We start from the raw sequence: 18,969 nt of genomic DNA, 5'->3' as shown, positions 1-18,969 counted from the left end.
TGCGTGCCTATAAGCTATTGGCATGGAACACACTTGGACCGTCACAGCCGATACCGTCTTTCATGCGGACAATATGGACGTGCTGGGCCATCTGCCCTCCGAGTCTTTCCAACTCATCTACATAGATCCCCCATTCAATACTGGCAAGGTGCAAAAACGCCAGTCTCTAAAGACCGTCGCGGCAGAAGATGGTGGGCGCATCGGTTTCAAGGGGCAAAGCTATAAGGAAGTGCGCGGCAGGATCTATTCCTACAACGATTCCTTTGCGGACTACTGGGAGTTCCTCTACCCCAGGCTGCAGGAAGCCTGGCGGCTATTAAAACCCTCCGGCACCCTGTATCTTCACCTAGATTTTCGGGAAGTCCACTACGCAAAAGTGCTGTTGGATGCCCTCTTTGGGCGCTCCTGCTTCCTGAACGAAATTATTTGGGCTTACGACTACGGTGCCCGTGCTAAACGAAAGTGGCCGGCCAAGCACGACAACATTTTGGTGTACGTAAAAGACCCAACGGCCTACTATTTCAACAATGCCGAGGTCGACCGCGAACCTTACATGGCTCCCGGCCTGGTTACCCCGGAAAAGCGCGAGCGCGGCAAACTCCCCACCGACGTGTGGTGGCATACGATCGTGTCCCCTACTGGCAAAGAGAAAACTGGCTATGCCACCCAAAAGCCCTTGGGGGTACTTCGGCGGATAGTGGCGGCCTCTTCGGCAAAGGACGATTGGGTGCTGGATTTCTTCGCCGGCTCGGGTACAACAGGGGCTGCAGCCAGCGAACTGGGACGCCATTTCGTACTGGTCGACCAAAACCCGGCTGCCATAGAAACGATGCAGACCAGGTTTGCGGACCAGCAGGTAGATTTCCGCTAGCTGCGGGGAAGCACATCCCCCCAACGCCCGGTCAGGAATTCATCTGCCCAAAGGCCCATCTGCGTTGCGCCGGCTAGGTAGCTTCCCAACTGGTGCACCTTATCTGTGCTGGCAAACGCCTCAAAAGACATGGGATGGTTGAGCATCGTGCGGATTGACCGGTACTTAGAGAGCGCCTTGTCGGCTCCTACCAGCCGCATACCTGCCAATAGCCTAGCCTTTAGCGAGGCGTTCATTTGTGTGGACCTTGGGGCAAACAGCCCCATCTCTTTGCCCGTTATCTGATAGTAGATATCGGCAGTAAAACGCGCATACCACGCTCTGGTTGCAGTCAGTGCTTCGCTGCCAGCTAGCCACGCCTGCCACATGGGAAGGTCAAGCATCGGCAGCGCCCAGCTGTAGCCGAAGAACTCATAGCCACACATGGAATTGTTGATGTATTTTGCCTGCCGCTCGATCAGGTTGAACCATTCCAAATATGCCTGCAAATCCCGGTTGGCGTGGCCGAGGCCTACCTGGCTGGCGACTGCGCGGACAGATTCCAGCCAGAGCGGGTTCGCGCATACACTTCTAGCCCTCCCCTGCTGGGAGGCGTGATGGCTAGCCAAGATTAGATTCAGCTCCTGGCCGCTAGGACGATGCTCAAGGATCTGTTCATCGTGCATGTTTCCCACGATGGTATGCCCGGGCAAGAAGACGGCATCAGGGGCGACCAGTTCCTGCTCGCGCATCTGGGTCAGGGCAAAGAAGTCCTGCACGTGCGGCAGCGACGTTCCCTTCCACGTCTGCGCGACGAAGCGGTGTCCTTCTTCCGAATGCCATGCCTGCTGCACCTCTTCCACCGGCATGGGCACATATATCCATGGCAGCCCTAGATCATCGGCTACCGCCTTCGATATGCCACTTTCTGGGGAGTTTTCCTTACCATAGGTGAAGGTGAGGATATTGGCAGCACCAAGCTTTTTTAGCAACGCTGCCATAAGCCTAGAATCCAGCCCACCGGAAAGTGGCACCACCAACTGCCGGGAACCAGCCTGGTCCAATACTCGCTGCAGCGAGGTGGTCAGCGCCTCTTCAAAGAGTGCGTGGTATTCGCCCTCGTCAGTGATCGGTTCTGGATCGAAGGCGTAGGTGAAGTACGGGCTGACGCGACGCTCTCCGTTCTCTTCTAAGGTCACCTTGGTGCCCGCTTGCAAGGAATACACCCCGTCTAGCAAAGTGCGATCGGCGAGCACAAACGCCATGTGCGCAAACAGCTGCGCGTCCGCCCTACTCAGGTGCCACAGGTTTCGGCTCCGAAATAGCTCTACATCGTCAGTAATGATCCACTTGCGCCCATCCCAGGCGTATAGAAGCGGATGCGAACGCACTCTGTCGCTGGCCACCACGAGCTTGTCCGCACGCCGATCTACTACCATCCACTGCCCGGCAATAGCGGAAAGCGCCTCGTCCGTCAGGTCGCCGCGAAGGAGTTTAAGAGTTTCAGCCGAGGTCGATAGCGGAGTCCACAAATGTAATTTTCCACTTTCGTCACTAACCCAATTCCCGCTAGTTAACGCCAATTCATAGCCCATTTTCCCTCACTGGCTGCATTGTAGAAGTGATATCTGCGTGTATTCTATCCTTCGCCGCAGTGGGGGAATGAAAACTGGCTGGTATAAACTAGTCCAGAACTAGGCAGAAGGAAAGGGCGCCCCAATGAATTTCCGCGAGCGCACTGCAAAATGGGTACAGATTCAAAAAAAGAAGAGTCCCATTCTTGCCGCTATCCTTACTCTGATGTCCGGCACCATGTTGTCGCAGGTTGTAACCTTCATCTTCCAGATCTTTATTAACCGGATCTATACCGACTATGAAAAGGGCCTATTCGGAATCTACGGCACAATCACTACTTTTGTGATCGCCGTGGCTGCCTTGCGTTTCGATATCACCTTAATACTGCCGAAAGACAATGTTTCTGCAAGAGTGCTTAAGAAACTTGCTACGCGATCTATCGTAGTTAGTTCCTTACTTACTTCCCTATTCTGCATTGTCTTTTCGAAGGCGCTAACGGATCACTATCACCATTCCCCTGAGCTAGCTAAATGGCTTATGGTAAGTGGCATTACCGTGTTCTTGCTAGCCGAAATAACCAATATCCAATATTGGCTTACGCGCCAGGAGCGCTTCGGAGAGCTGGCCTCTAACAGGGTGCTACAGACCGTCTCTATCGTAGTTTTGCAGCTTGTCATGGGGTTGGTGCTACACGGGTCTTTGACCGGCTTGGTAATTGGCACAATGGCCGGCCAGCTTATTGCATTCATCGCCATCCACATTCGCACTCCGGAGCTGCGCCGCCCGCTTCCCGAAGACGCGCCCTCGATGCGCTCGATGTTAGTGCGCTACAAGAACATGCCTCTGCTAAACGGCCCGAACGTGCTTGTCGATTCGATTAGGAACATGGGCATCAACCTGCTCATCGGCTCCGTTGCGGTTGCCGCGTTGGGCCAGTTCCAGCTGGCCTGGGCAATCATGCAGGTGCCAATTGCGCTCATCGCTGGGTCAGTCTCGCAGGTCTTCCTGAAAAAGTTGGCGGTGACCGAACCCGGCAAGATGCGCACCCTAGTACGTTTTACGCTGGTCCGGGCCGCGATGGTGGCGGTAGTGCCTTTCGCCGCCCTCTTCGTGGTAGCCCCCTGGCTGTTCCCGTTCCTATTTGGCGCGCAGTGGGATCAGGCGGGCTACTTCGCCCAGGCGCTCACGCCTTGGCTCTACATGACGGTGCTGACTTCGCCCATTTCTAACATCTTTGTGGTCACCGAGAACCAGAAACAAATGCTGGTATTCGCCATTTTCTACTGCGTGGTGCCGCTAGCGTGGCTCTGGTTCTCACCGCTAGCTCTGCTGCCGTCTATATTTGTCTTGGGCGCCCTGATGGCATTCTTACTGGTCGTACAGCTGGTTATGGCCTGGTGCTGCGCCGCCCGCTACGACAAGCGCGCCTAGCCGAGCGCCTCTTTGTAGAGGGCGAGGTTCGCCCTGGTAAAAGCGGCTTCGCTGAAACGTTCGTGGGCGTGGGAGCGAATCTGCTGCCGGTCGAACCTGCCGGCCTCGGCCACTTGCACCATGGCGTGCGCGAGTGCCTCCGCGTTGTCGATAGGCACGGTTATCCCTGCCTCCGGTGGCACCATGAACTTGCCCGCCCAGGTGCGCGTGGCAATGCATGGCAGGCCGCAAGCTTGTGCCTCAGCCAGAACTGTGCCGCCGGCCTCCACAGCACTGGCAAGCACGAAGGCGTCAGCGCTACCCATCAGCGCAAATACCTGGTCGCGCTCTACGGCACCTAGGAACTCCACCGCGGCGTCCACGCCCAGGGTCCGGGCGTAATCCTGTAGCTGGTCGATTTCGCCGGGCTGCCCCTTGCCGCCAATCCGCAGGCGAAGTTCCGGCAGTTGCTCGCGCGCTTTCGCAAAGGTTGAAAGAAGCAGCTTGGGCCTTTTGTTTTCGCCCAAGTGGGAAACGTGCAAGAGGGTGAAGCCCTCCCCCGATTGCATGGGGGCATCAAAAGCTTCCTGCGGCACGGGCAGGGCAATGACCTGCCACGGAGCAGTGCGGTAGTACTCTGCCAACACGTCGGCAAAGGGCTGGGACACCGTCGCCCGCGCACCGGCCGCCCGCACCTCTTTGTAGATATGTTTGCCGCGCCCTACCCGCACATTCCGGTTGGTCGAGGACGGGCGATGCTCGGTGAGGCAGTAAGGAACCGCCCACTTGCGGGAGGCGCTAGCGGCAATGGTAATAGCCGGGTACACCGAGTGCGCATGGACTATGTCCGGCACGCCTTCCAATCGCTCATACTCACGCAATGCCCGCTGACACTGGACTTTGAACATCGCGGATTCTAGCGGCAGCCGCTCGTGAGGCATGCCTGCAACGGCTCCCCGGATGACCCGAATTCCGTCCTCGATAGTTGGCCGCAGCGTCAGGTCGACCTCCCACGGCTTAACCGCGTCCAGAGCCAGCACCCCAACCTTCATTCCGGCTGCCCGCAGCATGGCCACCTGTTCCCGGAAGAAAGAGCCGTTGAAGGGGCTCTTTTCGTTCGGATACCAAGAAGGAACCCACAATACGTGCAACCGTTTCTGCATGCTCTTGTCCTACCTTTGCTCGGCGAGCAGTACCTGCGCCACCTTTTCGGCAGCGGCGCCATCCCCATATGGGTGAGCCAATTCTGCCGGCGGTTCGGCAGGTAGTTCCCGCTGCGCTGCCCGCACTAGTTCTTCGCCCGGCTCTACCAGGACGTTCCATCCCAGCTTTACCGTCTCGACCCATTCCGTTTGGGGGCGAACAGTAGTACAGGGCACCCTGAGCATGAATGCTTCCTTCTGCAACCCACCCGAATCCGTGAGCACTCCCCTAGCGTGTAGCGCCGAAGCTATTAGCTCTGGGTAGGCAAGGGGCTTATGCAAGGCCAGGTTGCCTCCAATGCCATACAGGTCAATCCCGTGCTCCTCGCACTTTGCGACGAGTCGCGGATGAGCCAGCAGCACCACCTTGTGGGACACCTGGGACAGGGAAGTCAGAATGGCTCGCAACCTTGCCGGATCGTCCGTGTTTTCCGCACGATGAATAGTTGCGAGCGAATACGACTTTTCCGCTATTGCAAACTCCTGCATCACGGGCGAGGGCGAGCCTGCTACCTGGTCGCGCACTTGCAGGAGAATGTCGCCCATCACGTCGCCGACGATACGCGTCCTATCTGCCAGTCCTTCTTCCTTTAGGTGCGCGGCGCCCTCGGCGGTCGGGGTAAGCAGGAGGTCGGCCGCGTGGTCGGTCATTATCCGATTTATTTCCTCGGGCATAGCGCGGTTGTAAGAACGCAGCCCGGCCTCTAAGTGAGCAACCTTGTAGTGCAGTTTTACAGCACTTAGCGCACCAGCCAGGGTGGAATTTGTATCACCGTAAACTAGCACCCAATCCGGCTTCAGTCTTGCATATGCGTCATCCATTGCAGCAAGGATGCGCCCAGTTTGCACCCCATGAGAACCAGAACCAACTCCCAGATGAATATCCGGAGCCGGGATATTTAAATCGGCAAAGAATACGTCGGAAAGCATCGGATCATAATGCTGTCCTGTATGAATTATTTGATGTTCTATTCCCGCCTTAGCGAAGGCGTGAGCAATGGGCGCAAGCTTCACGAACTGCGGCCTTGCCCCTACAACTGAAACAACTCGCATAATCACATAATACAATGCTCCTCAGTACTTACTTATTGACTGTTTTTAACACCCAAATAGGTATAATTCACCTGTTGCAATTACTATATTAATTTTCCATTCAAAGAGGTTTATTTTGAGCGCATCGATGATATTCCACGCTCCATACCCCATGGAGCTTAACCCAACTTCAGCATCCAGATTGCGCCCTCTGCGAATGCGTGAAGCTTTCAAGCAAATAGGCTATGACGTGGTAGATCTTTCCGGCAGCACCCCACAACGGAAAGCCAGCATGAAGCACCTAAAGGAGCTATTGAGATCAGGAAAAAAGCCGGACTTTTTATATAGCGAAAATTCTACACAACCGAATGTTTTTTCCACAACGATTCGGGACGGCTTCGCCCCCACATTGGACACCCGCATAATGCGGATGGCCAATAACTCGAAAATCCCGGTCGGAATGTTTTATCGAGATATTTATTGGAAATTCTCATCAGAAAAAAACGGCCTGCTCGCCCGGCTATCCCCTACCTTCCACAAGCTAGACATGAAAGGGTACTTGAAAGCACACACGCATTTCTTCCTGCCCTCAGAGCAAATGGCGGAGTACCTGGATCTGCCGGAAAAAACTAGCTATTCCGCGCTGCCTCCGGCCGGGGACTCCAACCAAGTCTTACCGTTGCCAGACTCCGCTCTGACACTCTTCTATGTAGGCGGTATCGGCGCACACTACAAGCTGAATGCATTCATAGATGCGGCAAGGTCGATACCGCAAATTCGGGTAAATCTTGTCACCAGAAAGAAGCAATGGGACGAAGCCATAGCTTCCTACCCCACCTTCCAGTCGCCCCAAATTCATCCATATCACCTAAACGCCAACGAGCTAGATGATCTTTACGCACAAAGCCACATTGGAGTGTTGGCGGTTGAGCCTTCGGACTATCGCCGCTTCGCAGTGCCTCTAAAGCTCTTCGAGTACCTTTCCAGGGGCCGACCGATCCTGGTGACGGAGGGAACCGAAGCTGCCCGGATAGTTAGTAGTTTTAATGCCGGCTGGGTTGTCCCGTACACGGCGGAGGCTATTGCCGCTACTTTGCGGCGGTTGCAGGGTAATCGTGCCGAGGTTCAAGCCAAGGCAGCCAACGCGGTCTCGGCTGCGAAGGTAAATACCTGGGCTGACCGGGCTCGCACGGTAGCCGATACGCTAACCGGGAAGAGTAAGTAGATGCGCGTCGCCTACACCGTGGGCATCAGTAAGTGCCCTCCGACTTACTTCACTGTCCAGCACGCGGAGTTGATGGACAATGATGCTGCTCTATTTGGGTTGGTACTCGAAAAACACGACGCTTCGATTTCTATCCCATTCAAGGCGGCTGTTCCATCGATAGGTGGGCGTCTTCCTTTCCGAATGCGCGAATATTTAGAGCCCGCCTTTTTGCCTCATCTTTCCAACATGATTCGAAGGTGGCACCCAGATATCATCCACCAGCACTTCGGGGTGTGGTCTCGGCCTGCTGCCAGAGCCGCCCGGAAGTCTGGCATCCCTATGGTGGTAACCCTGCACGGTTTTGATGTTTTCCTGCGGTTAGCCCCACCTAGCACCCTTATGCAAAGGTGGCACCACCTGAACTTCGATACGGCCACTTCCACTGCCGCTAAGGTATTGCCGGTCAGTAAGTTCCTAGCTGACAAGGCTGCCCAGGCCGGCGTGAAAAAGAAGAAGATTCACGTCCACTACCAGGGCATCAACACGGATTTCTTCACCCCGCCCTCACAACCTGTTGAAAATGAAGTTCCCACTATTTTGCACGTGGGCGCCATCAGCGAGGCAAAAGGCATCCCCCGCCTACTTGCGGCATCGGCACTTATCGAGGACGAATTCCCCCACCAATTACAGCTGGTGGGGGCCGGCCCACTGGTTGGCTTCGTGAAGGACTTTGCCCGTTCTCACCCCCAAGTGCACTACCTGGGCAGCCAGAGTCGCCTCGGCGTGCGCGAGGCCATGCGGGCGGCAGATATTTTCGTCCTCGCAACCGAAAAGAATGGTAATCGGGAGGAAGCAGCAGGACTAGTGACGCTGGAGGCGCAAGCCTGCGCTACTCCCGTACTTGTGAACCGATCCGGGGGTGCCCCAGAGATGCTGGTAGATGGCGAAACAGGCCTCACCGCGCAACGGGGCAACGCTTCTGACATGGCAGCGCAGCTACGGGTGCTGCTGTCTATGAGCGCTGCCGAGCGGGCAGACATGGGCACCCGAGGGCGGAACTTCGTAGTAAAAGAACGCAGCCTCGCCCGTTCGTGCGCGCAGCTCGAAGAGATCTACCAGGCCCTTACTGCAAACTAGAGAGTTGCCCCTGAAAGGTTCATCTGCAGCAGGTACACGTCATCACGCAAGGCATTTGCTATTTGGTCGGTGATGCGGCCTTCCTCGCGCAGCTCCCCGACGTAGCCCAGGCGCAGCCGCAGGGCCTCTGCTTCTAAAGCTTCCATCGAAGCCGACAGCTCCTGCTTTTGCTTTGTGCGGTCTCCGTCCATCGGCCGGCGCTGCGTACGCATCTGGTATGCCTCTAGGCGTTCCCTGAGCAGGTCTGCCAGTTCTTGATGTTCCCCTACCAGGTGGGCTGCGGCCTCGTCCCCGTTAGCTTTGCGCTCGGCCAGTTCAGCCAGAGTTTTCTTTTCCAGCAATACCCGGGCAGCCAGGATTTGATGCGGATCTATCTGCTCACTTCCGGCGCGGTTTCGCCGCTGGAAGCCAAGTAGCAAACGCTGGAACAGGCGCGGCAGCGTTTTTAGCAGCCTGCGTTTTGTTTTGCCCCGGCGAATTAGCCCTTCCTTCGTGCGCGACAGGATCATCTGCAACTGCCTAAATGTTGCTTCGGTGATCTTTTCTTCTTCCCGCAAGGCGGCGGCATGATTCAGCTGGCCAGTGACAACTTGGAGCCGGGCCTGGCGAATCTGCTCGGCGTAGGTGCCGGCCTCTTCCAATTCCCTAATTTCGCGATTGTACCGCCTGGTCAGCGCCGCAACAGCGAGGGGCGCAGAGGTGCCGTGCCTACTGCGCAACGCACTGATGGTGCGGCGAAGCACTTCCGCCTCTCCCCAGCGCATTCGCGATTCTTCTTTCGCATCCCCCTTCTTCGGGGACAGCACCGGTAGCAGAAAATTCGCTAGCAGCAAGGTAACCAGAATGATCCCAGAGGCTAGAAAGATTAGTTCGTCCCTAGCCGGAAACGGTTTGGCGTTAGAGGCCATTTGGGGCAGCGTGAACATGATCGACAGCGTCACGGCCCCCTTAGGGCCTGCAAGCGTTGTGGTGGCAGCCTTGCGCAGCGGAACGCGCCATGTTCGCCCTCGGAGTGCTTCCATCACGTAAATCCACACGAAACGCAGGACGATGAGGGCGAAGGACAACAAGAAGACGAGCCCCACCATGGTCAGGCCACTTCCTTCGCGGCGCCATGAACTACGCATGACCGAGGGGAATTGGGTGCCCAGCAAGACGAACACAACCCCGTTCAGCACGAAAGTGAGCACTTCCCACACCGAGGACGACACCAGCCTAACCCTGGCGGAGTAAGAGGTGCCTACCCGCGGGGTGAATAACGTGGTGGTAAGCCCTGCGGCAACTACCGCCAGGATGCCGCTCACGTGCAAAGATTCGGCCAGCAGGTAGATCACGAAGGGGCTGAGCAGTTCGAAGGTCACGTGGAAAACGGTAGATTCAAGCCCGATCAGACGGACTATCCCCAATAGGATCAGCGAGACAATTCCCAGCACTATGCCGATTCCCAACCCGCCTAGGAAAGTCTTCGCGAAGGCGCTAGAGGCGTCCGCCACCGAAAAGAGACCGGTTACCGCGGCGGCCACCGCGAATTGGAAAGACACGATTCCAGAGGCGTCGTTGATCAGTGCCTCGCCCGAAAGGAGCGCGTTCTGCCTTTCGTCCAGTGCCACTGAGGGAGACAGCGCCGAGGTGGCAACCGCATCGGTGGGCCCAAGCGCGGCCCCCAACGCGAAGGCTGCCGCCAAGGGGACCGAGGGCGAGGCCCAGTGCAGCAGGAATCCCACCGCCAGTACGGAGGCGAAGACCAGGGCGATCGCAAGTGACAAGATGCCGCCCATGTTCTTTGCTAAAGCCCTTTTCGAAACATGCTTCGATTCGTCGAATAGTAGCGGCGCAATAAACAGGACCAAGAACAGGTCGGGGTCCAGCCCCAAGCTAAGCGGTTGGGAAAGGAAAAGTGCCCCCACTGCGCCTAGGACGATCTGTACTAGCGGCAAAGCTAGTCGGGGCAGGAACTGATCGAACACGGACGATAGCAACACGATGGTTGCGAGCAGGATAACGAAATGGAGAGTCTGCACGTTGTTCCTTCCAGGTAGCCACCCAGATTCTACTCAGACAGGACGGCACATTCACTCTAGGATGGAATGGAGCAGCGTTAGGAGAATCATGGACAAGCTGATCACCGTCGAAGAACACATCACTTACGAGGACATCTTCGCCAAGGTACGCGAGTTGGATCCTGCCCGTCCCAAGCGGATGGACCCGGAACTGCAAGAATTCCTTGGCGGCTATTTCGAGGGTGTGCAAGGCTGGGATTCGCTGACCGGCCGCCGTCTAGAACTGATGGATGAAGAGGGCGTGGACGTCCAAGTCGTCTCGCACGGGCACGGCTCTCCCGGCCAGCTAGCCCACCCCGCCGCAGTGGACATGTGTAAGGAGGTAAACGACCGGCTTGCAAAGATGATCAGCGAGGTACCCGACCGGTTTGCAGGTTTTGCCACGCTGCCTCTTATCGATCCCGCGGCCGCAGTAGACGAATTGCACCGCTGCGTTAGCGAACTGGGATTCCACGGTTCCCTAGTATTAGGGCGCTACCAGGACCTGTTCTTAGATCACCCGCGATTTAGGCCCATCTTGAAGGCACACGCGGAGCTGAACGTCCCCCTGTACATTCACCCCGGCCCGATCATGGATTCGGTGGCGAACGCCTACTATTCGGGCGGCACCTGGCCCGCCAAGGTCGACTACATGCTTGCCTCTTCCGGCTTTGGCTGGCACGTGGACGCGGGGGTACAGGTACTGCGCCTTATCGCCGCCGGCGTGTTTGACGAACTGCCTAACCTCAGGATCCTCTCGGGGCACTGGGGCGAAACCCTTCCCGCCTACCTGGAGCGGTTCGACGACCAGATCGGGATTGCTGCCACCTACCTAGAGCGCCCCTTCTCGCAGACCTACCGCGAGCAAGTGTGGATTACGCCCTCGGGAATACTGACGCCTGCGCAACTAAATCTGGCTATTGCCCAAGTAGGTGCCGACCACATTCTGTGGAGCGAAGACATCCCCTACATCAAGTGCAAGAACATTCGCACTTTCCTCGATGAGGCGGACCTCAATGAGGGCGATCGGGAAAAGATTGCCCACCGCAACGCCGAGACGCTTTTGGGACTGTGACCTAGAAGCGGTCCGGGCATCTTGTTAGCGTTATAGACGAGCCTTAGAAAGGATCGACATGAGTGAACTGACTGGAAAGAAGATCGCCGTCATCGCTACTGACGGTTTTGAAGATTCCGAGCTGACCTCCCCCGCACAGGCCGTAAAAGAGGCCGGCGCCGAGGTTGTCGTTCTAGCTCCCGAAGCGGGCCAGATCGAAGGCAAGAAGGGCACCAAGGTAGACGTGGACGCCACCACCGCAGACTCGGTGGAAGCAAGCTTCGACGGCATTATTCTGCCCGGCGGCACCACTAACGCCGACCACATTCGCATGGACGAAGCCGCCGTCACAATTGTGAAGAAGCACGTCGAGGCCGGCATGCCGCTCGGAGCTATCTGCCACGGCGCGTGGATCCTGACCGATGCCGAAGTGCTAGAAGAGCGCACTCTCACCTCCTACCCGTCTCTAAAGACCGACCTGATCAACGCAGGTGCCATTTGGACTGACCAGGAGGTGGTCTGCGACCAGGGTCTAGTTTCCTCCAGGACTCCAGATGATCTGCCCGCTTTCAACGCCAAGCTGGTAGAAGAGTTTGCCGAGGGCAAGCACTGAGCAATCGTTTTTCCGGTGGCTGGGGAGAAATTCCCCAGCCACCTTTTTGTAATTTGCCCAGCGAAGGTCCAGGTAAGTATCGTGACAGGTGGAAGGGGGCAAATGCTCAACCTAACTCCAAGACGGCGACGAATCGTTTATTCGCTCAGTTACGAGGTCATAGCCGTCTTTGCAACTGCCGCCTTCCTTTTAGTTTTCAACTTCGGCGCCTCCGGCTCCTTACTGATGGGCGTCATTTCTTCGACCGTAGCAGTCATCTGGAATTTCCTGTGGAATCTGCTTTTAGAAACGTGGGAAGAGCGTACAGATGCCGGCCCGCGCACCCCCCTGCGCCGCGCGGTCCAGGCCATAGGTTTCGAGGGCGGACTGGCACTGTGGCTTACCCCCATCGAGGCCTGGATACTGAACGTTTCCCTGCTAACGGCTCTGGCCTTAGAGGCCGGACAACTAGTCTTCTTCCTGTTCTACACCTACGCCTTCTCTTGGGTATTCGACCACTACGTGTGTGCCCCGCCGGTGGAACAGAAAGCCTCCGCAAGTATTCACTGAACCCCTTAGCGCCACCGGCAGGCGGAAAAAGAGCGGCGCCCTCGGCAGCGCGGCGGCGTACAAATCTGCTCCCACTCAAAGGGGCCGGAACCAGGGCAGGTAGGCTTGAACCATGCCAATTGTCCTGTCTACCTGTGTTGCCCGCCCTCATGACAATCCCGCAAGGAAGGGTTCCCGCACCGGAATCGAGAAGCTACCGCGCCAGAGCATAGACGTGTTTGCGCCCGGCCCAAATTACGGGGATGGTTCCGGAGTTACCGGCGATTTTATTGGCGATGACAAGCATCATGGCGGCGCCGATAAAGCTGTCTACGCCTACGCGCGCGAAGAGTTGGACTTTTGGGGAAGGCGCCTCGGCCGGACGCTGCCCGACGGATACTTCGGGGAAAACCTGACCACCGAAGGCATCTGCTGGGCCCGCGCGATAATCAACCAAAAACTGCGGGTGGGATCCGCCCTTTTGCAGGTGTCGGTGCCGCGCACGCCCTGCCGCACTTTCGCGGTATGGCTCAACGAGCGCGGCTGGGTGAAAACCTTTACCGAACGCGGCGACTGTGGCTGCTACTTCCGTGTCCTAACGGCGGGCACAATCTGCCCCGGAGATCAGATCCATTTCGAGCCCTCCCCTACCCATGGCATTACAATGGGGCAAGCATTCGCAGCAAAAATGGGCAACAAAGAGGCCGCAGCGAAAGTGGTTGCCGCCGCCTGCCTGCCAGCACACCACCACAATAAGCTGGTAAAACTGCTGGGCTAGATAAACTTAGGGCGCGAGCAGGAAAAACTGCCCGCGCCCACCGGTAAAAAATCTTAGACGTTGAACTTGAAGTCTACGATGTCGCCATCCTGCATGACGTAGTCCTTGCCTTCCATGCGCACCTTGCCGTGTTCGCGCGCCTCGTGCATGGAACCGTATTCCATCAGTTCGTCGTAGCTGATGATCTCTGCCTTAATGAACCCGCGTTCAAAGTCGGTGTGAATTACGCCTGCCGCCTGCGGGGCAGTATCACCCTTGTGGATAGTCCACGCCCGCGACTCCTTCTCTCCGGCAGTAAGGAAGGTCTGCAGCCCAAGAGTGTCAAAGCCAACGCGGGCCAGCTTGTCCAGGCCGGATTCCTCCTGGCCTGCTTCCTGCAGCATCTCGCGGGCCTCGTCCTCGTCAAGCTCAACCAATTCGGCCTCGAACCCAGCGTCAAGGAACACTGCTTCAGCGGGGGCCACAATCTTGGCTAGCTCGGCCTGCTTGTCTTTATCCTCCATGCCGGCGCTGTCCATGTTGAACACATAGATGAACGGCTTGGAAGTCATCAGCTGGAAGGACTTCAGCACGTCCGGATCCAGGTCGCGATCGCCCGACACGGAAGAGATGGTCTTGCCGTCCTCGAGGATCTTCTGTGCTTCCAGCGCGGTGTCGAGCACTACCTGCTCGGTCTTCTTGCCGCGCACTTCCTTTTCCAGACGCGGAATCATCTTTTCCAGCGTCTGCAAGTCTGCCAACACCAATTCGGTGGTGATCGTATCGATGTCCGAGGCCGGATCGACCTTGCCGTCCACGTGCACCACGTCAGGGTCTTCGAATGCGCGGGTCACCTGGCAGATAGCATCGGCTTCGCGAATGTTCGCAAGGAACTGGTTGCCCAGCCCTTCTCCCTCGGAAGCGCCACGCACAATCCCCGCAATGTCCACGAAAGATACGGTGGCGGGCACGATCTTCTGAGAATCGTACAGCTTGGCCAGCTCGTTTAGCCGCGAATCTGGTAGGGGCACGACCCCCACGTTCGGTTCAATGGTGGCGAACGGGTAGTTCGCTGCCAGTACGGTCGCGCGGGTAAGTGCGTTGAACAGAGTCGATTTGCCTACGTTGGGCAGTCCTGCGATACCAATTGTCAAAGCCACGCATACAGTCTAGCTGCTTGGCAGTACTAACCAAATCTGTAGGGATGTTCTGTTAGCAGGTGTGATCTGGGCCCGGCCTGCGTTTGCGGTCTTTCGGGTCTAGCTTGCCCGCCTGCATCAGGTCGGCCCGAAGGTTCTTCGGCAGCGAGAAGGTAACGGATTCTTCTACCGTGCGCACCTTTTCTACCGTGTCGAAGCCGCGCTGGCCTAGCCACGTAATTACGTCTCGAACCAGGATGTCCGGCACAGATGCCCCGGAGGTAAGCCCCACTGTGGTGGCGCCCTCGAACCATTCTTCTTGCAGTTCATCCGCCTTGTCGATGCGATGGGCAGCCCCGGCGCCCGCTTCGAGGGCGACCTCTACTAAGCGCACTGAGTTTGAGGAGTTGGCAGACCCCACCACGATCATGACGTCAGCCTGCTTGCCAATCTGTTTTACCGCGCCCTGGCGGTTCTGGGTGGCATAGCAAATGTCGCCCGAGGGCGGGTCGATTAGATTCGGGAACTTTTCCCTCAGTTTTTCTACGGTCGCTTTAGTTTCGTCTACCGACAGGGTGGTCTGAGATAGCCACACGACCTTGTCGGGGTCGCGCACTTGCAACTGGTCAATCTCGTCTGGCCCGTCGATGACCTGGATGTGGTCGGGGGCCTCCCCCTGGGTACCTTCGACCTCTTCGTGGCCTTCGTGGCCTACGAGCACAATGTCGTAATCGTCCTTCGCGAAGCGGACCGCCTGCCGGTGCACCTTGGTAACTAGCGGACAGGTGGCATCGATGGTTTGCAACTGCCGTGCCTCGGCCGATGCGTGTACTGCAGGGGACACCCCGTGAGCAGAAAAGACCACGCGAGCGCCGGCAGGTACCTCGTCTGTTTCTGAAACGAAGATTGCTCCCCGCTTGCTTAGGGTTTCGACGACATACTTGTTGTGCACGATCTCTTTGCGAACGTATATGGGAGCCCCATAAAGTTCCAGAGCTTTTTCGACAGCGTCTACCGCCCGGTCTACCCCGGCGCAGTAGCCGCGAGGTGCGGCCAGCAGGATCTTCTTCTTTTCGCTCACGCCCCTAATGTACCTACTCTTTATTGTTCCCGCCCCGTTCGTGAGAAATATTTCGCTTTGGGCTAGCCTTGCGCCCCAAGCCGGCGGCAAAGCTGTGGATATAAAACAGCCTTCGCGCAAAATATGTAAAGCTTAGGGGGTGAACGCGAATTCGAACTTGGCTCCGCGAGCCTCTCTTACTACCCGCGATAACCCGTGGCCGCTGGCGTTACTGTCGACCAACATCAAGAAATATGTCGACCGCATGTCCGCCCTTTGGGTCGAGGGGCAGGTAGTCGAATACAAGCGCCGCCCCGGCACCCGCATGGCGTTCTTCACCATCCGCGATCTTCACCAGAACGTGTCGATGACAGTGAAGGCGTTCGCCGGAGTAGTAGACAAGGCAGGTCCCGGTTTTGACGAGGGCGCCCGCGTTGTAGTCAACGCGAAGCCGGATTACTACGAGGTCAATGGCTCGCTGTCACTATTCGCCCACGACATTCACACTTCCGGCTTGGGCGATCTACTGGCGCAGATTGAAATGCTGCGCAAACGACTAGCGGCAGAGGGATTATTTGCATCCGAACGCAAAAAGCCACTGCCATTCCTCCCCCGCGTCGTGGGGTTGATTTGCGGGCGCAATGCAAAAGCAAAACACGACGTGATAGTAAATGCGCAGGCCCGCTGGCCTTCCACGCGTTTCGAGATCCGCGAGGTAGCAGTCCAGGGCAAACGCTGCGTTCCCGAGGTGGCTGCCGCCCTCGCAGAATTGGATCAGCTTGCCCAAGTAGACGTGATAGTGATTGCACGCGGCGGCGGGTCGGTAGAAGACCTATTGCCGTTCAGCGACGAGGCAATAGTGCGAGCAGCAGCGGATGCTACTACCCCCTTGGTTTCAGCTATCGGCCACGAAACCGATGCTCCCCTACTGGATCTGGTTTCGGATTACCGCGCCTCCACCCCCACAGATGCTGCCCGCAAGATTGTGCCCGATGTGGCCGAGCAGGAAGTCTTGCTCACCGATGCGCGCACGCGGATGCAGCACCTGCTGCGCCAGCGCATCAACACTGAGCTCACCGGCCTTTCGAATCTGCGCGCCCGCCCCGTCATGTCTCGCCCCTCGGCCATGTTCGATGTCGAGGCCGAAAGGCTCAGTGGCGCCCGCGAGCGCCTGCGGCTGCGCACCCGCTCCCTAGTGGATATGGCGCAGGGTCAGGTAGATAGCGCCCGCCAAACTCTTAGGGCACTTTCGCCGCAGGGAATCTTGGAACGCGGCTTCAGCGTGTTGCGAGGTCCCAGCGGGCAAATTATTACCTCCGCCAGCCAGATTAAGAAGGGCGATCTACTTGAAGGCCTACTAGCAGAAGGCCGGATGGTAACCCAGGTTGTGGGCGCCACTTTGCCAACAAAGAAGGATGAAAATGACTGACAATCTACCCCCGGTTCAGGAACTAAGCTACGAACAGGCCCGCGATCAGCTGGTGGCCACTGTTCGTCAGCTTGAGGGCGGGCAGGTGCCGCTCGAGGACGCCCTCAAGATGTGGGAACGAGGCGAGGAGCTGGCAAAGCACTGCCAGGCCTTCTTGGATTCGGCCAAGCAGCGGCTAGACGCGGCTGCTCCGCAACAGCCGCAGGATTAGCGTCCCAGGCGCCGCTCGCGTTGGGAGTAATCGCGCAGGGCACGCAGGAAGTCGACGCGGCGAAAATCGGGCCAGTAAGCTTCGCAGAAATAGAATTCTGAATGGGCACTTTGCCACAGCAGAAAACCTGATAGCCGCTGTTCGCCTGAGGTGCGGATGACCAGGTCAGGATCCGGTTGTCCCTTGGTGTACAAGTGCTCGGTAATGTCGCGCACGGTGAGGCCGTCAGCTACCTCTTCTAAGCTCTTGCCTGCTTGGGCTTGTTCGCGGAGGATTGCCCGCACAGCGTCGGCTATCTCTTCGCGGCCCCCGTAGCCTATGGCAACATTTACCTGCATCCCTCTGCAGCTGGCGGTCTGTGCTTCGGTGGCACGTAGGCGGGCAGCAAATTTCTCTGGGAGTACGTCTTTCGCTCCTACTACGCGAATCTGCCATTTGCCGACCTGGGCAATGTGCTCCACCGCGTCAGCGATGATCTCGAAAAGAGCTGCCAGTTCTTCCGGGTCGCGTTTTAGGTTGTCAGTAGAAAGCATCCACAAGGTAACTACCTCAGTGCCTACTTCGTCCGCCCAACCAAGGAATTCTTCAATCTTCGAGGCGCCTCGCCTGTGACCGGCACTGGCTTCAATACCAACAGATTTTGCCCAACGCCGGTTGCCATCAAGAATGACACCTATGTGGCGGGGCATGTTGGCGGTATCGATCTCGCCGACTAGTCGCCGTTCGTATACCTCATATAAAACGTTGTAGGCCATGGCACCTCCTCTAAATAATGTAATGCACATGCCGGGCCTTGTCTGCAGTAAAACTTATCTGGCAGACATTTTGCGATTGGTAACAAATGTTGTTAGTGGCACGAGCCTTTTCATTCTGGCCAAAGCATTAAACCTACGCTAACATAAGTTACGGACACGTACGGTTAGGGGGCCCCTTGCACGCGAGCGAACGTTCTTCATGGCACCGGTTAGATCCGCGGCATCTAGAATCCGTGGTGAAAAAGCCTCTGCTGCGAGGTTGGTTCCACACGGTAGCCACCCCAGTTTCAATGGCTGCGCTACTGGTACTCATCGTCCTCACCCCCACAGTGGCAGGGCGCGCCGCAGCCTCGGTATTCCTGCTTACCTCGCTCATGCTGTTCGGTATATCCGGTTTCTACCACCGCCATTACTGGGGGCGCCTGGCAGATAAGTTCTTGCGGAACTGGGATCACTCAAACATCTTCCTGCTGATAGCAGGCACCTACACACCAATGGCGGTTGGGGTGCTGCCAACCCACGACATCCTAGTGCTGCTACTAGTTGTATGGATTGGAGCAGGGGCAGGTATTGCACTGCAATGGCTGTGGCCCTCTGCCCCTCGCTGGGTTTACACCCCTATCTACGTGGTGTTGGGCTGGGTGGCCGTCTGGTACCTACCAGAACTAGCCCACTTCGGCGGGCTAGCATTCACCTGGCTACTAGCAGCCGGTGGCATCTGTTACACGATCGGCGCAATCGTCTACGGCTTCAAGTGGCCCGACTTCTCGCCCCGCTACTTTGGCTTCCACGAACTATTCCACGCCTTCACCCTGGCCGGTTGGGTATGCCACTGCATTGCCGCCTATTTTGCGCTATTAGGTTAGTGACTTTGCCGCCCCTAACTGTAGCTGGGGTGGCGAAGCTGGTATTCTAGGCGGCATATGTGCCCGGGCCATCCCGGGCACCATGTTTTAGTAATGGAGGATGCT

18 protein-coding genes are annotated in these 18,969 nt (G+C 57.3%); 11 read left to right on the top strand and 7 right to left on the bottom strand.

Annotation, left to right across the window (positions count from 1 at the left end):
- Positions 1–22: 22 nt before the first annotated feature.
- The gene (locus tag QP400_RS04525; protein ID WP_004807505.1) at positions 23–871 is read left to right on the top strand and encodes a DNA-methyltransferase; all 849 of its coding nucleotides are present in this window, start codon (positions 23–25) and stop codon (positions 869–871) included.
- On the opposite strand, the gene QP400_RS04520 is transcribed toward QP400_RS04525, so the two are convergent.
- Positions 868–2,445, bottom strand: a complete 1,578-nt coding sequence (locus QP400_RS04520) for an asparagine synthase-related protein (protein WP_004807503.1) — start codon at positions 2,443–2,445, stop codon at positions 868–870. The genes QP400_RS04525 and QP400_RS04520 overlap by 4 nt on opposite strands.
- Before the next feature lie 124 nt (positions 2,446–2,569).
- Here QP400_RS04520 and QP400_RS04515 point away from each other — a divergent pair, with 124 nt between their 5' ends.
- Complete coding sequence (locus QP400_RS04515; protein ID WP_004807501.1) at positions 2,570–3,856, top strand: oligosaccharide flippase family protein; 1,287 nt, start codon at positions 2,570–2,572, stop codon at positions 3,854–3,856.
- On the opposite strand, the gene QP400_RS04510 is transcribed toward QP400_RS04515, so the two are convergent.
- Together QP400_RS04510 and wecB are read right to left on the bottom strand one after the other, a co-directional pair.
- Positions 3,853–4,998, bottom strand: coding sequence for a glycosyltransferase (locus tag QP400_RS04510; protein ID WP_004807499.1), 1,146 nt, complete (start codon positions 4,996–4,998; stop codon positions 3,853–3,855). The genes QP400_RS04515 and QP400_RS04510 overlap by 4 nt on opposite strands.
- 9 nt (positions 4,999–5,007) lie before the next feature.
- The gene (gene wecB / locus QP400_RS04505) at positions 5,008–6,090 is read right to left on the bottom strand and encodes a non-hydrolyzing UDP-N-acetylglucosamine 2-epimerase (protein WP_040315357.1); all 1,083 of its coding nucleotides are present in this window, start codon (positions 6,088–6,090) and stop codon (positions 5,008–5,010) included.
- Between the two features lie 538 nt (positions 6,091–6,628).
- Between wecB and QP400_RS04500 the strand changes: the two genes are divergently transcribed.
- Both QP400_RS04500 and QP400_RS04495 read left to right on the top strand, forming a co-directional pair.
- Positions 6,629–7,294: a glycosyltransferase family protein gene (locus tag QP400_RS04500; RefSeq protein ID WP_231288197.1), complete on the top strand. Its 666-nt coding sequence runs from the start codon at positions 6,629–6,631 to the stop codon at positions 7,292–7,294.
- Positions 7,295–8,413: a glycosyltransferase gene (locus QP400_RS04495; RefSeq protein WP_004807492.1), complete on the top strand. Its 1,119-nt coding sequence runs from the start codon at positions 7,295–7,297 to the stop codon at positions 8,411–8,413.
- Here QP400_RS04495 and QP400_RS04490 read toward each other — a convergent pair.
- Positions 8,410–10,434, bottom strand: coding sequence for a Na+/H+ antiporter (locus tag QP400_RS04490; protein ID WP_004807489.1), 2,025 nt, complete (start codon positions 10,432–10,434; stop codon positions 8,410–8,412). The genes QP400_RS04495 and QP400_RS04490 overlap by 4 nt on opposite strands.
- Positions 10,435–10,522: 88 nt before the next feature.
- Here QP400_RS04490 and QP400_RS04485 point away from each other — a divergent pair, with 88 nt between their 5' ends.
- From QP400_RS04485 to QP400_RS04470, 4 genes are all read left to right on the top strand, one after another.
- Positions 10,523–11,527, top strand: coding sequence for an amidohydrolase family protein (locus QP400_RS04485; RefSeq protein ID WP_004807488.1), 1,005 nt, complete (start codon positions 10,523–10,525; stop codon positions 11,525–11,527).
- A gap of 58 nt (positions 11,528–11,585) precedes the next feature.
- Positions 11,586–12,119, top strand: a complete 534-nt coding sequence (locus QP400_RS04480) for a type 1 glutamine amidotransferase domain-containing protein (protein ID WP_004807486.1) — start codon at positions 11,586–11,588, stop codon at positions 12,117–12,119.
- Positions 12,120–12,221: 102 nt separating this feature from the next.
- On the top strand, positions 12,222–12,668 hold the full coding sequence (locus QP400_RS04475) for a PACE efflux transporter (protein WP_004807485.1): 447 nt from the start codon (positions 12,222–12,224) through the stop codon (positions 12,666–12,668).
- 112 nt (positions 12,669–12,780) lie between these two features.
- On the top strand, positions 12,781–13,425 hold the full coding sequence (locus tag QP400_RS04470) for an MOSC domain-containing protein (RefSeq protein ID WP_048706832.1): 645 nt from the start codon (positions 12,781–12,783) through the stop codon (positions 13,423–13,425).
- A 53-nt stretch (positions 13,426–13,478) separates the two neighbouring features.
- On the opposite strand, the gene ychF is transcribed toward QP400_RS04470, so the two are convergent.
- Together ychF and QP400_RS04460 are read right to left on the bottom strand one after the other, a co-directional pair.
- Positions 13,479–14,564: a redox-regulated ATPase YchF gene (gene ychF / locus QP400_RS04465; RefSeq protein WP_004807479.1), complete on the bottom strand. Its 1,086-nt coding sequence runs from the start codon at positions 14,562–14,564 to the stop codon at positions 13,479–13,481.
- A gap of 52 nt (positions 14,565–14,616) precedes the next feature.
- Positions 14,617–15,624 carry a 4-hydroxy-3-methylbut-2-enyl diphosphate reductase gene (locus QP400_RS04460; protein WP_004807477.1) on the bottom strand — a complete coding sequence of 336 codons (1,008 nt, stop codon included), beginning with the start codon at positions 15,622–15,624 and terminating at the stop codon, positions 14,617–14,619.
- A gap of 139 nt (positions 15,625–15,763) precedes the next feature.
- Between QP400_RS04460 and xseA the strand changes: the two genes are divergently transcribed.
- Both xseA and QP400_RS04450 read left to right on the top strand, forming a co-directional pair.
- The gene (gene xseA, locus QP400_RS04455; RefSeq protein WP_004807475.1) at positions 15,764–17,032 is read left to right on the top strand and encodes an exodeoxyribonuclease VII large subunit; all 1,269 of its coding nucleotides are present in this window, start codon (positions 15,764–15,766) and stop codon (positions 17,030–17,032) included.
- Positions 17,019–17,243, top strand: a complete 225-nt coding sequence (locus tag QP400_RS04450) for an exodeoxyribonuclease VII small subunit (protein WP_196793463.1) — start codon at positions 17,019–17,021, stop codon at positions 17,241–17,243. Before xseA ends, QP400_RS04450 begins: the two co-directional genes overlap by 14 nt.
- On the opposite strand, the gene QP400_RS04445 is transcribed toward QP400_RS04450, so the two are convergent.
- On the bottom strand, positions 17,240–17,998 hold the full coding sequence (locus QP400_RS04445; RefSeq protein ID WP_004807472.1) for an isoprenyl transferase: 759 nt from the start codon (positions 17,996–17,998) through the stop codon (positions 17,240–17,242). The genes QP400_RS04450 and QP400_RS04445 overlap by 4 nt on opposite strands.
- A gap of 233 nt (positions 17,999–18,231) precedes the next feature.
- Here QP400_RS04445 and trhA point away from each other — a divergent pair, with 233 nt between their 5' ends.
- Positions 18,232–18,864 (top strand): PAQR family membrane homeostasis protein TrhA, encoded by a 633-nt coding sequence (trhA, locus tag QP400_RS04440; protein ID WP_051004235.1) that lies wholly within the window; start codon positions 18,232–18,234, stop codon positions 18,862–18,864.
- The last annotated feature ends 105 nt before the right edge of the window (positions 18,865–18,969 follow it).

Origin of the sequence: Winkia sp. UMB3158 (assembly GCF_030217145.1) — a bacterium.
Classification (GTDB): domain Bacteria; phylum Actinomycetota; class Actinomycetes; order Actinomycetales; family Actinomycetaceae; genus Winkia; species Winkia anitrata.
Note: the sequence above shows the minus strand (reverse complement) of the source record. Positions and strands in the feature narration are given on the sequence as shown.